This is a genomic window from Alkalihalobacterium chitinilyticum (genome assembly GCF_029028005.1).
Lineage (GTDB): Bacteria > Bacillota > Bacilli > Bacillales > Bacillaceae_F > Alkalihalobacterium > Alkalihalobacterium chitinilyticum.
This window is the reverse complement of record NZ_JAOTPO010000002.1, coordinates 162518-178589: the sequence shown is the minus strand read 5'-3', so window position 1 is coordinate 178589 and position 16072 is coordinate 162518. Positions and strand designations below refer to the sequence as shown.

The 16072-nt window shown below is 38.9% G+C and carries 15 protein-coding genes and 1 riboswitch; all 15 genes read right to left on the bottom strand.

All coding sequences use genetic code 11. The features are described 5' to 3' along the window. Positions 1-79: 79 nt before the first annotated feature. The 15 genes from radC to N7Z68_RS03470 all read right to left on the bottom strand — a co-directional run bounded on the left by radC (position 80) and on the right by N7Z68_RS03470 (position 16047). A complete protein-coding gene (gene radC, locus N7Z68_RS03540; protein ID WP_275117076.1) occupies positions 80-772 on the bottom strand; it encodes a RadC family protein in 693 nt (230 codons plus the stop codon). Between the two features lie 69 nt (positions 773-841). Next, on the bottom strand, positions 842-1414 hold the full coding sequence (locus tag N7Z68_RS03535; RefSeq protein WP_275117075.1) for a Maf family protein: 573 nt from the start codon (positions 1412-1414) through the stop codon (positions 842-844). A 551-nt stretch (positions 1415-1965) separates the two neighbouring features. Further along, a complete protein-coding gene (locus tag N7Z68_RS03530) occupies positions 1966-3138 on the bottom strand; it encodes a hypothetical protein (protein ID WP_275117074.1) in 1173 nt (390 codons plus the stop codon). A 176-nt stretch (positions 3139-3314) separates the two neighbouring features. Further along, positions 3315-4538 carry a type II secretion system F family protein gene (locus N7Z68_RS03525; protein ID WP_275117073.1) on the bottom strand — a complete coding sequence of 408 codons (1224 nt, stop codon included), beginning with the start codon at positions 4536-4538 and terminating at the stop codon, positions 3315-3317. Between the two features lie 26 nt (positions 4539-4564). Then, positions 4565-5605, bottom strand: coding sequence for a type IV pilus twitching motility protein PilT (locus tag N7Z68_RS03520; RefSeq protein WP_275117072.1), 1041 nt, complete (start codon positions 5603-5605; stop codon positions 4565-4567). Positions 5606-5615: 10 nt separating this feature from the next. Beyond that, a complete protein-coding gene (locus N7Z68_RS03515) occupies positions 5616-7289 on the bottom strand; it encodes a GspE/PulE family protein (protein WP_275117071.1) in 1674 nt (557 codons plus the stop codon). Positions 7290-7332: 43 nt separating this feature from the next. After that, complete coding sequence (locus N7Z68_RS03510; RefSeq protein WP_275117070.1) at positions 7333-8817, bottom strand: SPOR domain-containing protein; 1485 nt, start codon at positions 8815-8817, stop codon at positions 7333-7335. Continuing rightward, positions 8814-9374: a hypothetical protein gene (locus N7Z68_RS03505; protein ID WP_275117069.1), complete on the bottom strand. Its 561-nt coding sequence runs from the start codon at positions 9372-9374 to the stop codon at positions 8814-8816. Before N7Z68_RS03505 ends, N7Z68_RS03510 begins: the two co-directional genes overlap by 4 nt. A gap of 38 nt (positions 9375-9412) precedes the next feature. Then, positions 9413-10543, bottom strand: a complete 1131-nt coding sequence (gene pilM, locus N7Z68_RS03500) for a type IV pilus biogenesis protein PilM (RefSeq protein ID WP_275117068.1) — start codon at positions 10541-10543, stop codon at positions 9413-9415. Positions 10544-10567: 24 nt separating this feature from the next. Beyond that, positions 10568-11653 carry a hypothetical protein gene (locus N7Z68_RS03495; protein WP_275117067.1) on the bottom strand — a complete coding sequence of 362 codons (1086 nt, stop codon included), beginning with the start codon at positions 11651-11653 and terminating at the stop codon, positions 10568-10570. A gap of 11 nt (positions 11654-11664) precedes the next feature. Next, positions 11665-12120: a PilW family protein gene (locus N7Z68_RS03490; RefSeq protein WP_275117066.1), complete on the bottom strand. Its 456-nt coding sequence runs from the start codon at positions 12118-12120 to the stop codon at positions 11665-11667. Beyond that, entirely contained in the window at positions 12117-12575 is a 459-nt protein-coding gene (locus tag N7Z68_RS03485) for a type IV pilus modification PilV family protein (RefSeq protein ID WP_275117065.1), read from the bottom strand. The genes N7Z68_RS03490 and N7Z68_RS03485 overlap by 4 nt, the downstream gene beginning before the upstream one ends. 11 nt (positions 12576-12586) lie before the next feature. After that, positions 12587-13336, bottom strand: a complete 750-nt coding sequence (locus N7Z68_RS03480) for a prepilin peptidase (RefSeq protein WP_275117064.1) — start codon at positions 13334-13336, stop codon at positions 12587-12589. 74 nt (positions 13337-13410) lie between these two features. Continuing rightward, on the bottom strand, positions 13411-13761 hold the full coding sequence (locus N7Z68_RS03475) for a prepilin-type N-terminal cleavage/methylation domain-containing protein (RefSeq protein ID WP_275117063.1): 351 nt from the start codon (positions 13759-13761) through the stop codon (positions 13411-13413). Between the two features lie 202 nt (positions 13762-13963). Further along, positions 13964-14046: riboswitch (cyclic di-GMP riboswitch) on the bottom strand. 264 nt (positions 14047-14310) lie between these two features. Then, positions 14311-16047 carry a sensor domain-containing diguanylate cyclase gene (locus tag N7Z68_RS03470; protein WP_275117062.1) on the bottom strand — a complete coding sequence of 579 codons (1737 nt, stop codon included), beginning with the start codon at positions 16045-16047 and terminating at the stop codon, positions 14311-14313. Between the last annotated feature and the right edge of the window lie 25 nt (positions 16048-16072).

Genomic DNA, 16072 nt, shown 5'->3' with positions numbered 1-16072 from the left:
AAATGAATAGTCTCAAAGTACTCTATGCGATAATTTTACACGTTTATTACAAGAGTGAAATATTGGATTTCTTAATATTTTATGTCAAATATCCTTTCTCCTTTAAACTTATATACGTTCGATCCCCAATTATGACATGGTCCAACAGCTCAATTCCAAGAATTTTTCCACACTCGCCTAAACGTTTCGTTACCTCAATGTCCTCCCGACTTGGCGTCGGATCGCCTGAAGGGTGATTGTGCAGACAAATGAAAGAAGCTGCCGAACGGCGAAGGGCTTCTTTAAACACCTCCCTTGGATGGACGATGCTGGCATTCAAGCTGCCGATAAAAATCGTTTCCCGATGAAGAACGTGATTTTTCGTATTCAAATAAAGACATACGAAATGCTCTTGCGTTAGAGACCGCATGTCCTCCATTACGTACCGTGACACATCTTCTGGTGATCGTATGACATATCGTTCTTCAAGTTTAAGGCTCGTAATTCGTCTTCCTAACTCTAGGACCGCACAAACTTCAACCGCCTTTGCTTCACCAATCCCTTTAATTTCCTTCAGTTCTTCAACAGTCGCATCCTTTAGCATCGTTAACCCGTCAAATTTCTGTAAAACACGTTGAGCCAGTTGTAAAACTGATTCATCTTTTGAACCCGTTCGTAAAATAATTGCAAGCAGTTCTTGGTTCGATAAATACTTTGCCCCATCCGCTAGAAGCCTCTCGCGGGGACGCTCGTGATTAGGAACATCACGAATCAGAAGGGACTGCTTGGTCAAGTAACATCCTCACCTTCCTAGCGTTTGCCATTTTTCTTCATTTCATCCAAATAGAATAGGAATTTTTATCTATATATTAGGGGTAATTCCAAAGTGGCTTAATTCTCGAACGGTCAAAGCCAATGGCAAACCTACAACCGCAAAATAATCACCAGCAATTTCTCGGACTAATGTAGCTCCAAAACCTTGAATTCCGTATGCTCCTGCCTTATCAAAGGGTTCATTCGTCTCCAAATAACGTTCAATTTCGGCATTGGACAGTTCCCAAAATTGCACACGAGTCTCAACAAAAAAGGTCTTTTGTTGTTCGCTGCTTAAGATGGCGACACCTGTTATTACAGAGTGCTGCTTTCCTGATAAAGCAGTGAGCATTTCTTTGGCGTGATCACGGTCTGCAGGCTTTCCAAGAATTTGGCCTTCTAATACAACAACGGTATCCGAACCTAGCACGACAGCATCTTGATTTGAATTAAATACAGCTTCTGCTTTTTGTAAGGCTAACGACTGAACGAATTGTTCGGGGGAAAGGACGGGATCGATCGTTTCATCAATATCGCTCGTTTGTACGGTAAACGAAATGTTCGCTTGTTCCAATAACTCTTTACGGCGCGGAGAACCTGAGGCTAATATGAATGGTTTCATGAAGGGCACATCCTTTACAATAAAATATCTTAGTAATAGCTCTATTGTACAAGGATTAGTTAAACTATACCAAATGATACTATCGGATTTAAAGGGGTGGCAGCGAAACTTTACAGTAATTAAACATTTCGATAAGATGGTTCGGTAAGAGTTCAATTAACTAAATATATGGGGGGACGACATCTATATATCGGACTGAGGATAAATAAAATCCTGTCATGTCGATGACCACAGCATGAAACTTGAAGTCCATTAATTAAGGGGACTGAGAGGCTCTTATTTGCGCTAAATCCTACTAATTAGACGATTTAAAGGACTGAGAGGCCCTTATTTGGTTGATTTTTTTAAAAATCAACACAGATTGTAGTAAATAAAGGCCCCTGAGTCCGTTACGGAGTCAAAAAAGCCATTTTTTACTGAAATAAGGGCCTGTGAGTCCGCAAAAAAGTGTCAACACCAATACTTAGGTCTATTAAGCGTAAGTGCTCCCAATTCATGGAAACACAAAACGCTCAGATTATACTCTGAGCGTTAATAGAATTTGTTTTAAGTTATTTTATCGTTTGAACAAATGCGTCATACGCAAGTAATGCTTCTAGGAGATGTTGTTGGATGCCCCATAGGTTTGCTTCTTGTTGTTCACCTTTATACGCTTCAATTTGAGTAGCGGCCCCGGCCATGCTTGATAGGAATTGCTCAGCATGCCCTTGTGCTTCTGTCGGCAGTTCAGCAATTACGGTTGACCCTTGATTGCTCCACTTCTCGTATTGCTCTAAAAAGGTGTCGATGTTTTCCAAAGCGTAACTTTGTCCGGATAAGCCAGCAATTGAAAAGCGTGCCAAGTCGTTAAACATTAAGCCACCTTGAGCAAAGAACTCTTTTACTGCTTCACTTTCAATCGACTGCATCGAACCATTTACGGCAAACGGCTTCACATACGTATCTTGACCGTGTTGTTGATATATTTGGCTTAAGCGACCGGCTTCTTCTTTTTGGAGTCCGAGACCAATGAACATCAGCATTGGATCACCATTGGTTTTTAATACAGCTGCTTGTCCTCTGCTTTTTATGGAAGAAACAATTTCATTTCCTTTTTCACTGCTTGAAAAAGCGCCGCCTTGAACAATTTCAACCGATAAGTCCGGCAGCGTTACAGCTGAGGCCTGTCCATTCGCCATTGTTTCAACTGCTTCAGTTGGTGGAACTAGCGAAGCGGCGGTGTTTCGTTCCGCGTCTCCGGTAAAAGCGGTTAAGACCATAAATCCGAAACCGACGCCGACGATAATTGCAGATACACCAGCGATAATAAGTGAAATCGGCAAGCCCGAGAACGTGTTCTTTAGTCGATCTCCCGCCTTTTTCTTTCGATTGTTCGGCGGGAGTTTTGGCACCCACTTCCGGTTCCCATCATCCCAATACGGTTGTTCTCTCGTTTCTCTTTCTTCTTTCATCTGATTAAAGTCGATGATATTGCTTGTAAAATAACTTGGAGTATCCTCCACCTTTTCCGCCTGCTGTTCTTCTATTCGTTCCGTTCTTTTTTCCTCTTTCAATTCGAAGTCTGGTTTTAACGGCGGTGGTTCTGGACTTTTGGGTCGGATCGGTTCATTCAAAGGACTAGGCTCAGCCGGCTGAGCGTTTTTTGTTTTCTCTATTTGATGAAACGAATGTTCTTTACCGTTCAATTTCACTGAAATGCGTTGCTTTTCTTGCTCCACCATCACTCTCTCCTCTCCTGCTTCTTATTTTCTTAATTCTATTCTATTAATTTGAATTAGTAGATAGAACTAAAAGTAGAAATTTAATAGAGAAGAATTTGAAATCATTCAAAGCACGACTCCAGACAATAAAAAAAGAACAAAACTTAGGATTAAGTCTTGTTCTAGCTGCTCGTTCGATATTACCCAAAGTTGTTATAAATAGAAAACATCGGCAACATCGCTGCAAGCACGATCGTACCCACTATCACCCCTAAGATGACGATCATTAACGGTTCGATGATCGCACTCATACGTGAAGCCATTTGTTCTACGTCTTCTTCATAAAAATCGGCTACCTTTTCTAGCATGGTATCTAACTGACCGGTTTCTTCGCCGACTTTAATCATATGACTGACAATCTTCGGGAAAACCCAGCTTTTATCCAATGGCTCTGACAGACTTTCACCTGCTCGCAGTGACTCTTTTGATTCATTAAGTACTTTAGCTACAACATCATTGTTAGCTATTTCTGCACTCATCGTTAAGGTTTGCAGGACCGGAACTGAGCTGGAAAATAACGAAGCCATCGTTCGGGTAACTCTGGCGATAATCGTTTTTTGAAATAATAAACCGAAGACAGGAATCTTCAATTTTAAATAATCTAGCATAAAATGCCCTTTAGGATTTCGATAGATCGCAATAAAAATAAGCACAAATAAAGCAACAAATAATAGAACTAAATACCATCTGTATATAAGGAAATCAGAAATACTCATGACGATTTGAGTAGGAACTGGTATTTCTCCACCCATGCTCGTTAAATTGTTTAAAAGACTCGGTAAAACATTCGTTAATAAAATGATCACAACGACTACAGCAATAATCGATACCGCAATCGGATACATCATCGCTGATTTCACTTTTTCTTTTACACGATGTTCTTTTTCATAGAACGTTGCTAATCGATCCATGACATTTTCTAAGTCTCCACTCGTTTCCCCAGCACGAACCATATTAACAAAGACTTTATCAAAAATCTTTGGAAAGTCAGAGCAAGCTTCAGAAAAGGATGTCCCAGAACGTATATCATTATAGACATCTTCAAGCGCTTTTTGAAAAATCTTCGATGAGACTTGTTCTGATAGAATCCGAATCGAGTCAGTGATCGGTGTTCCTGCCTTTAATAAGGTAGCTAACTGCCGGCAAAAAACTACGAAATCTCGGTTTTTAACAGGCTTCCCTATGACGATGTTTAACTCATCTAAATCTTTATTCCAAACCGTTTCCTTACGCTTTGAAAGCTCAGCAATATAAAGCCCTTGACCTTTCAATTCCTTAACAGCTACTTCTTGTGTCGGGGCGTATAATTTACCTTTTACTTCTTTTCCGGTTTTTGAATCAATTGCTTTATAGAGAAAGAGCATAATGTTCTCCCTTTCATACAAGTTTTTTACTCATGTCGGTCCCATCCAGGAACAAATTCATCAGCGACAGCACGAGTCACTACCCCTTTTTGAACAAGGTCAGTTACTGCCATGTTAATCGTCTGCATGCCGCTACTTTTACTCGTTTCTAAGATCGTTAAGATTTGATGAATTTTATCCGAACGGATCAAGTTCGCAACTGCTGGATTACTTACTAATATTTCTAATGCTGCAACTCGTCCTGTTTCGTCTGCAGTGGGCATTAAACGTTGTGAAATAACACCAGAGAGCGTACTCGCTAATTGCATTCGAATTTGCTGATGCTGTTCTCCTGGAAACACGTCTATAATCCGGTGAACCGTTTGAGAAGCTGTTGTCGTATGAAGAGTACCTAATACAAGGTGACCCGTTTCAGCAGCTGTAATCGCCGTTTGGATCGTATCTAAATCCCTCATCTCACCTACTAAAATGACGTCAGGATCTTGTCTTAATGCTGCACGCAAACCAATCGAAAAGGATTGACTGTCTTGTCCAATTTCACGTTGGTTGATGATACTCTTTTTATGATGATGTAAATACTCGATCGGATCTTCCAGTGTTAAAATATGCTTACTCATATGGTCATTAATATAATCAATGATCGCCGCAAGCGTTGTCGACTTCCCGCTTCCAGTAGGGCCTGTGACCAGTAATAAACCTTGTGTTTGTTTGGCAAAAAACTTTACGACATCTGGTAGGTTTAAATCGCCGATCGTAGGGACTTTACTATGAATGACACGAAATACAATACCTACGGCTCCCATTTGTTTAAATAAATTAACACGGAAACGACACGCATCTTCTAATGCATAGGAGAAATCTAACTCGCTCGTTTGTTCAAATTTTTCGAACTGGCTTGGAGTGGTAATCTGCCGGGCTAAGTCAAGGGTCAGCTCTTTTGTTAAAAATTGTGAGCCTACTTTTTTTAGCTTACCGTTAATTCGTACAATCGGTGTCGTATCGACCGTAATGTGTAAGTCTGATGCTCCATTTTGAAAGGCAAAATATAATAGTTTTTTCATATCCATGACCAATCACCTACTCCCCAACGGTTACTCTATAGATTTCATCCAATGTCGTTAATCCCTTAGCTACTTTCATGAGGCCATCTTCAAACATCGCCACAAATCCTTTTTGCTCTACGTAATGACGATACTCAGAATCAGAAGCTTTTTTCGTAATCATTTCTCTTAAAAAATCATCAATCATTACAGTTTCGTGAATCGCCATTCGTCCTTTGTAACCCGTACTATTACACGTGGCGCAACCTTCGCCTTTTACGATTTTTGTTGTTTCAATTCCTCTTGAAGTGAACAGTTCACGTTCTTTATCGGTTAATTCGTATGATACTGCACACGAAGGACATACCCGGCGAACGAGTCGTTGCGCAACAACACCGGTAAGTGATGATGACACAAGGAACGGTTCAACTCCCATATCGATCAAACGGCTAATCGCACTAACGGCATCGTTTGTATGCAAAGTGGTCAATACTAAATGTCCAGTCATCGCTGATCGCAAAGCAATTTCAGCCGTTTCGGAGTCACGAACCTCACCGACCATAATAATGTCTGGATCTTGTCGCAAGATCGAACGAAGACCAGCGGCAAACGTCATACCGATATTCGAATTCACTTGTACTTGATTAATTCCTTTTAACTGGTACTCGACAGGATCTTCAACCGTAATGATGTTAACATCATCTGAGTTTAAGTTTGATAAAGCGGAGTATAAGGTCGTTGACTTACCGCTTCCGGTAGGACCAGTAACAAGCATTATCCCATAAGCTTGTTTAAGCATCTTTCGGAAATTCGCTTCATTTTTTTCAGAGAAACCTAGTCGGTCAATTCCTAATAAAACATTACTAGTGTCCAAAAGACGCATGACCACTTTTTCACCAAAAATGGTAGGTAAACACGAAACACGCAAGTCTATTCTGCGGAGATCTACATCCATTTTAAAACGTCCATCTTGCGGCAAACGCTTTTCAGCAATGTTTAAATGCGATAAGATCTTGACCCTTGAAACGAGAACATTGTGCATGTTTTTAGGGATCGTTCGTTCAGGACGAAGAACACCATCGACACGGAAGCGAATGACCGTTTCCGTGTCTAGTGGATCAATATGAATATCACTGGCACCGACTTGAGCGGCTTGGCTAATCAACTGATTAATCATTTTTGCAACCGGTGAATCATCGGATTGTTGCGCCTCGATCAGCACTTCTTCATCATCATTCGTATTGATATCTTTTAACATCTGATCAATCGATCTCTGCATTCCGTAGTAACGATTAATCGCTAAACGCAGCTCTTCTTTTTTCGCAATCGCCGGCTCAATTTCAAACCCCGTACTCAACCGAATATCATCAATCGCAAAGTAATCTAGCGGATCTGCCATCGCAATCATCAAACGGTCTCCAGTACGTTTAACTGGAAGCAGTTGATAGCGACGTGCTAATTCTTCATTAATAATCCCAATAATTTTCGGGTCAATTTTTTGTTTATATAAATTGATATGAGGAATGCCAAGCTGAAACTCAAGGACCTCAATAATTTGTTGTTCGTCAACAAAGTTCAATTGGACGAGCTGGTCTCCTAAGCGATTTTTCGTTGACTTTTGTTCATGAAGGGCTTCCATCAGTTGATCTTCCGTGATGACACCTGCTTCAACGAGCAAATCTCCTAAACGCCTGCGTTTTTGTATGGCCATCTTTATAGCTCCTTTTCTATCAAACTAGCTATTAAGGCTGTAATTACTTTTCTGTAAAATTAACATATCCATTCAAGGTAAGCATGAAATCAAGCATCGCGCCTTGTGCCTGCCACAAGTGAGATCGTTGGTTTTGATTTTGGTAGTTCTTTAACGCCGTTTCAAGTTGTTTTGTATAAATTAACGTATTTTCTAATTGTACTTTCCAATTCATATCCGAGCTATTCGCCATCGCTTCTGTCGCTCTTAATTCATAGACACGAATTTTAGCAGCAATCAGTTCCATTTGTTCGGATGAGATTTGATAATCCGTTTCCGTTAACCCTTTTGTAATAACAGGAGAAACAGAAGAAACCACATCCTGTGCATCTTTTGCTAATGCCGTATTTCCTTTCACACTAAAAGGAACTTGATCGACCCACGAATGAAAATCTTTATTTACTGACTTTAAGTAATTAGCTAACTGTTCAGCAGAGGATTTGTCATGAGCCACCCCAGTATAAACGACAAATCTAGTTTCATTGGCTTGGTTTTCTCTTTCGACTTCTCTTGGGAACATGCCGGCATTTCGCAAATTAGTGACTTGTTCATATAACGTCGCTTCCGTATTGTACCCGCCCGTTTGAACAACGTAAAATGCTAGATTAGCTTCTTTTTCACCTGCCACAGGATTAAAGTATCGTTTAGACTGATCAACAGGCTTAGCTTCTATATTTGATGTTGATGTGTCTGATGGTGCAGCAGATGAATTTTCACCATTCGTTCCTGTCTCATTCGGACCTTCACTTCCACTGCTTATTTCAGGTGTTACTTCTATATATCGGTTTAATTTATTGGGATCAAAATTATAATCTAATTTAAAGTCACCGGCATCTTCAATAAACTCTAAAAAGTCTTCACAATAAAAGGCACGGAGTGTTGCCGAAGCCTGTAATCGTTCCGTGTCACTATCTAGTGAATAATCATAGCTCTGTACATGGATGATTCGCTTTAGCTTTTCAATTTCTTCAATGAAAGAATGAACATCCGCTTCTTTTCCGTTCATACTAATAGACAATTCAATAGAGGAGACATGGAGCGCATTTACATCAGCTACTTGTGTTTCAAGAAGGGAATATAAGTCCTCATCTAAAATGTTTCTCCAGGAATAAACGTCTTGTCCTTCATTTTCCTGTGCCTCACTTCGTTCACTTGGATGAATACTAATCGATACACTGTCAATCACAGCACCTGTCTCCAGCTCGGTTCTTTCTAAGTCCGCAATTACTTGTTCCACATTAGGGCGCATCGGTACACGGTCAAGTAATGTCTTTTTCTGCAGTGGTGTTAAAGATTGAGCAGTTAGTTTACTAATCTGTGTTTGATAGTGAGCGATGTCCGTTTGAATACGATGGAGTTCCTCTTGTTGACTGCGTTCCTCTGCCTGTAAAGGACGAATGAAATACATAAAGAATACTACTAATAATAAAAAGAAAATAAGAACACTGTATAAGATCGGATTTTTATTGTTATTCAACCATTCAGTCACGATTCTTCACCTACTATCGTATCGAGCTTTAACGTAAATTGAGATTGATAAAGCAAATCTTCATTAGAAGTTGAAATCGTTTGTACTTCAGCACTCGTCACTAAGTCAGCATTTAATAGCCGATTTAAATAAATCGCAGCATCGCCTTTTGAATGGAACGTGATTTGCATCGAAAGATCACCATTGTTTAAAAAGGAATAAGAATTTACTTCCGCTCGATCAGGTAGCAACATGTAGACACGTTCTTTTAAATCAATCGTATCTTTGTAGATCGTATCTAGTAAAGTGTTCATATTCGTATAATAATCAATATAATTGTATTCCGTCATTCCCGTTGTTTTCGTAAGAAACTCCTGTTGAGCCGTGTTACGGACTTCCGTTTGAGCCGCAACTTCCTGTTCTAACGATTGAACGGAGCTTTTCGTATCAACATACATAAAAGTAAGAAAGCTAGCGGCTACAATAACCGTACAGGCCCCCGCAACTGGAATGACAGGAACGCCTCCTCTTTCTTTTGCTTTTACTCGTTGAGGTAACAAATCTATGCTAATGTTCACAGGTATCGCTCCAATCCTTTTGAAACGTAAGTAGTCATTTACTTCTTTTTCTTCTCTCTTTTTTCATTGCCCCGCATCGCTAGCCCGATCGCAACGCTGCAACGATCCAGCAAGTCATGTTGCATAAATCCAATATCAACAATAGAGCTATAATCAATATGAACCACTTCATTCGGAAGTCGTTCAACTAACCTTGAAAAAATGTGCTGCGTTTTTTCTCCCGTAACAATGATTCGATCAAACTCACTATCTCGTTCCCCTAAAGAATAGCGGTAGAAGTTTTGTGCTTTTTGAATTTCATTGAGTAAATCTTCAACATACGAATCCATTTTATCTTCTTTTGTAATTTCTGCTGTTGCAGCCACTTCATCCTGTAAAGTTAATTCCTTTGTATCAAAAGAAAGAACATCGTCTGCTGGATTTAAATCTACCGTTAATTCACTACGGTTTAGCTCCATCGTCCGTGAAAAAACAATTAATTCGTCTTTGAAAATATGAATATCCACAGACCCACTAGACGCATCAATAATCATTTCAGTACCATTCAGCCAGTTCGGATGCGTGTGTAGTAATAGACGTTGAAGGGCTAACGCTCTTAATTCCGCTGTTAACGGTTTAAACCCTGCCTCTTCACAGCTTTCTAGCAAACCTTCCGAAAGTTCACGAGACGTTGCGAAAAATAAAACTTCACTGCGCGGTCCTTGCAGCTCCTTCTCGACACTTTCCGTTAACTCTTCTAAAGTAAAATCATCTTCTTCTGAAGCATTTTCTTTTTCTCGTTCAGGTTGGATTGAACCAATTTTAACAAAATCATAGATCGGATCTTCAAACGGAAGGTGGATCGTTTCACCAATTTGAAAGTGAAGCAGCTTCGCTAATTCAGGCTCCCCTACATCAGGTAGTGTATTCACTTTACGAATTAACGAATGCTGTGTCGGGATCGCTAAATGCGCATGCTTAGAAGCTTCTTTATGTTGCTGTAAGTAGGTTCGAAGTGCCGTTTCAAGCAAACCCTTTTCTTGCACTTTTCCACCAGCAATAACCGAATCTGTTAATGTCGTTTCATAGACTTGCTGCAGGACGGGCAGCTCCTTGTCCATTTTAATCGTCGCAAACGTCACTTTCTTCTCACGAAAATCAATGCCTGAGTATTTGTTGTTGAAAAACATAGGGTCACACCTTCTATCGATTATTTATCTTTCTGTTCTCATATCTAAAATCGTGTCGATATCTGAACTTACAGTATAATCACTTTCAGTGATCGTTGGTCTAGGAGGCTTATATCCCCCACCTTCACCCGTATCTGGATTAACACCTGCTCGAGCGTCAATAGTTATAGCATTTGAACCAAACTCTACATCTTGACCAATTAGTGCACCTACCAGATTAAATTTACCATTACCAGTAACCTTTAAGTCATTTATAATTAAAAATCCATTGATAACAAGAGTCCCCCCTGTACTATGAAACTGTTGTATATATACTAAGTGGCCTTCAGGTATGGTTATCGTGTCATGATTACCGATACTAATACTATTAAAATGATGTTTATTTTTAGTAGAGTCAAATTTATATGCTGAATTTAAATTTCCTGAAGCTAAACTGGGCTGTAATTGATAAAAACTTAGAATTTCAGCAAAGCTAGTACCTATCATAGTAAACGCAGGATTTTCCCGTAGGTTTGGGTTTAAGTCTAACTTCTTTGTGGCCTGTACAGCAGACCCTGTAAAAGGTGGGATTGGTGCAGGAACTTCTACCCCTTCAAATATAGTTGGACCTGTTCCTCTATTGATTTTTAAATCTATATTTCTTTGAAGCTTAGAATTCGCTACTTGTTTTGCATTCAACGTGATATTGTACACGTCTCCTGTAAGCGTCTCATTCAAAATATGGACTTCAATTAATTCTCCATCTATGTTATAAGTTTGTACTCTCGGATTCGTATTATTTGCAAGATAAAAGAATGGACCTTTTTTAACGATTGGTATTTGCTCTCCATTCTCTGTAATTGGGTGAAGGTTTCCATTACCATCTTTATACTTTAATACATCATTTTCACTAGAATCTTGATAATGGTTCATTTCACTAATAAAAAGGTCGATGGCTCCCTCTAATTTATAAAACTCTTGTTGTTCTGATAATGCCGTCACATTTGTTTTTTTACCATAAAAAGTAGTGTTCAATAATCCAGCCCCTACTATTGAAACAAACACGATAATAAATAATGTTAATAAGAGTGCTGCGCCTTTTTCATTCTTGATTGGTATTGTCTGTCTCACTCACTATCACCTCATCTTTTAAAACGTGAGTTTGCATCATGGTAAACTGTTGTTTCTAATTGGAAAGTACGATCTCTATTTTTTAATCGTAGTGAAACATTATATTTTACTGGATTTTCTATAGGCTCCGGATGAACTTCAAAATGTTCAACATGACTTGATAACACAGTGTCTCCGTCCTTTAAATAAACTTCATTTAATGAGTGATTATAGCGAATAAAGACCTCACTACCTTTTCTTAATTCCCAAGAATCTGCGGAAGATTGAATACGTGCACCATCTCTTATTTTCTCGCTTATATACTGCGTAATAAACCTCGCCTCATGTTGCAATTGATTATCAATACTCGTTTCTTGATGAACTTTCATCGTACTGTTAACTAACAAAAAAACTGGGGCCGACACTATCCCCATAATTGTTATCGTTAATAGTAACTCAACTAATGTTATTCCCCGTTGGTTTCTCATGTTTGCTTTTTCACCACCGTCACCAACATCACTTCATGACTGTTTGGTTCGCTCGATTTAACTACCACTTCGATCTCATAAAAGTTTTTTTCTAGCAGTTCATTTCGACTCGACTCATTAGTTGCACTGGTTAAAACTTGAAAGTGAATTTCATACAAGATTTCAGAACTTGTCAATGTAGGCATTGAAAGTTTATTTGTATCAATTTCTGAACAGCCTGATTCAGGTGTACAAACTCCGTATATTGTTTTACCACCTAAGTTACCTGGAAAGGAATTAACTCTTGCCTCTTCTATTACTTCTTGAGCAAAATATTGAAGCTGACTTTCTTTTCCTTGAGATACGGTATTCGTAAAAGTCCCTGTCATTAATGTGAGAATAGGAATGACAACAATCCCCAAAAGGGTAATGGTTACAAGTAACTCGATTAATGTAATTCCTCTTTGATCCTTCATAATCTCACACCCTACCATAATAAGTTCAAATACCAAATCCATATGTCATATCCAAATAAATAAGCTAACAGCGTCCCAATAAAAATAAACGGCCCAAACGCAATCGGTTGTTTACGCTTCACGATGCCAAGCACCAAGAGCGTAATGCCAACAATCGTACCAACAAATGATGCTAATACGAGACTCATAACGGTCATCCACGGTCCTAATGCAACACCGATCGCCGCATAAAGCTTTACATCACCACCACCCATACCACCACGGCTGACGATAGCAATCAGTAGTAACAATGCAAAACCAACAACCCCACCAAGTAAATAGTACCAAAACGGTTCCGAACCAATGAGTAGGCGACTTATAATCAATAAGCCAAGCATTGGTAACGTCACCACATCTAAAATAAGTTGTTTGCGAATATCGGTTAGTACTGAGATAACGAGTAAAATAGTTAAAAGAAGTGCCGGAATTAATTCTAGCTGAAGACCGACAAATTTATAGACGATAAAAATTGATGTTGCTGTTAATAATTCTCCAAATGGATATAGAGGAGAAATTTTTGTTTGACAGTAACGGCATTTTCCTTTTAAAAATAGGTAACTGAATACAGGAACTAGATCGAGTACTGATAACTTATGCTTACATTGTGGACAATGGGAAGGTGGGAAGGCTATGGATTCTTTATTTAATAGACGGATGGCTACTACGTTTAAAAAACTACCTATAACTAAAAATAATGCTAGAATATAAATGTCTATTAACATTTTCCCATTCCACCCCACTGTAAAATAAAATTTATAAAATAGCTGCCACTAATAAGCGACAGCTATCTAATAGATTAATCTGTATTTCCACACTTGTTATCTGCTACTAACATGCCATTAGCATCAACAGTAAAAGTTTTTGTTGCACCGTTTGCACATTTTGGGATCTCTCTAAGGTAATTTGCATTTTTTAACGCTGTTGCATCTGCTGCATAACTACCAGTGATAGCAAAATAACGGTCGTGTGCATCCTGAACTATTTTATTTGTTTGAGCATTAGCTTCTTTTACAGCATTTGTACGATTATCCATCAACGACGGTATCGCTATCGCCGCAATAATCCCCAAAATAACAATTACTACTAGTAACTCGATTAGTGTCAAACCTTTTTGGTTTTTAAGACGTTTTTGAATAAGTGCCTTCATTTAAAAATCTCTCCCTTTTTTCTCATAGTTAATTTATTTTTTGAGCTTTCTGCTCTCAAAACCGTGTCTTCGTTCTTGTTGCTAGAGTTGATCTACTTTTGGTGTTTTTGACCTTGTTCGCTAACTTTTTTACCTTAATTTGTCATAAAGTGACAGTTTAAGAGCAAAAAAATAACCTTTACTAGACCACCTCCGAGATGTCATATGTAAAAGCCGGTTGCACCACTAGCTCCGTACGACTTAGGTGCCCACATATAAGTCGTATTTCATCGCGCCTTTATTTTCGATATATTGAACAATTCTAGTAATAAATACCCTAATTCCTTCTGTTTCAAACCTATTATAACAAGTTCTACTCCTCTGGTCATTAGAGTTGTTAAATTCCCTTTAATTTACTAGTCTGTTTGCTTCACCCTTATAGCTCTGATTATAGCAAGAATCTCCTAAATGAAAATACTTTTCGATAAAATTTTTTATGGAATTTATATCAAATTCATGACTTTAGTCACAAAAGTGACAATAGTAATAACTATTAGAAATTATATACACTTATCTCGTTAACGTATCTTCCATCGTACCTGCTGCTATTTGTACTACTGGTCCATCCCCATACACCGCAACGCGGTTCCTGCCTTTTTGCTTTGCTCCTGTATACATCGCCCGGTCTGCTTGTCGGACAAGTGATACCGGATTAGACTCTTCATTATCGCTAGTTGCCACACCAATACTCGCTGTGACCTGGATCGTTGTCACTTCTCCTTCGTTGAGGTCGTTATGAATAAGGAACTGGTGTTGTGCAATTCGACTGCGTAATTCCTCCGCTTTCATGTATGCGACCGTTGAATTTGTGTTTGTTAACAGAATAACAAACTCTTCACCGCCATAGCGAGCAACAATTCCGCTTTCTCCTATCGTTTCTTCCATCAGTCTCGCGATTTGACAGAGTACTTCATTGCCGGCTTGATGCCCGTACGTATCGTTTACAGATTTAAAATGATCTAAGTCTAGTAAAATGACAGCTGCTTTTTCGTTCTGAATGAAGCTTCGTTCATAGTTTTCAATTAATAGTCGCTCAAACGAACGATAATTATAGAGACTTGTCAGCGGACACCGTTCACTTTCCTTTTTCGTTGCTTCGTAATGCCGGGCGTTATCAATGGCAACACCGACGAAATTTGCGAGGATTTCAATTAACATGACATCTTGTTTTTTATAAGCACTTTTTTGATTAACGGCGATAGTGATGATCCCTTTTAATTCACGATGCTGGATCATCGGGACGACCATTACCGAATGAGCTGTTTTTAACCAAAGTCGCTCTGGCGTCGGCCATTGGCTCCTGTTTTGAAAGACAACTGCTCTTTTTCTGCGGTACACTTTTTCCGTTACCGAGTCAATTGTTTTTCCGGTTGAAAATAGATCCGTTGGGTCTTTTTGATAAGCTTCAAGAAGTTCCAGCCTGGTGTTTTCTATTGTATATAAGTAGATGTAATCGCTTGGGAATAAATCTTTTATTTTATTGATAAATAAGTGAGCCGTCTCATTTACTTCCCACGTACTGCTTAATTCAATGCCGAGTTCATTTACTTTTTTCAGTTGTTCATTCATCAATTCACTTCGACGGTAGACTTTTAACATAATAGAAATACCGATAAAAGCAACTGCGACGATTCCAGACGCTCCGTAACCAATTTCTTGGTACATCATGACAAGGATTAAACTCATCGGCAGGACGAGCGCTGCCGTTGCAAGTTCCCACAATGTTCCTCTATCAATAAACTTTGTTTTGATTTTAGCCAAATGATTTCGAATGAGGAAGATTAACACATGGTTAACGAACAAAAATGTACAAACATAGGCTGCTAAAGGAACAAAAAATTCTAGCGCATTGGGAAGCGGTAATCCTACGACGAAGTAATACACACCCGCAGCAGAAAGAGACGTAATATAGAACATAATGGAATTCAGTGGAATTCGATACAAGCTTTCACGATTAATTTTCATTAATAGAAGGGAAAATAGCAGTGCAAATTGGGTCACAATGATTTCAATTAAGAGACCATATAATAGAAAACTAGCAAGAGATACCCATTGAAATAAGACGAATGAATACCCTCGATAATGAATGGGAAAAACTGCAGCAATTGCAGCTAATACGAATAAAGAGAGGATTTCTTTTTCATTTCCAGCAATTTGAGAGAAAGCATATTGATCAAAAGCAGTGATAAAAAAAACAGTCATAATAAACCAAATTGTCCACAATGATGCTTTTACTGAACCCGACACAAACCTTCCCCCCTATTAATTATTT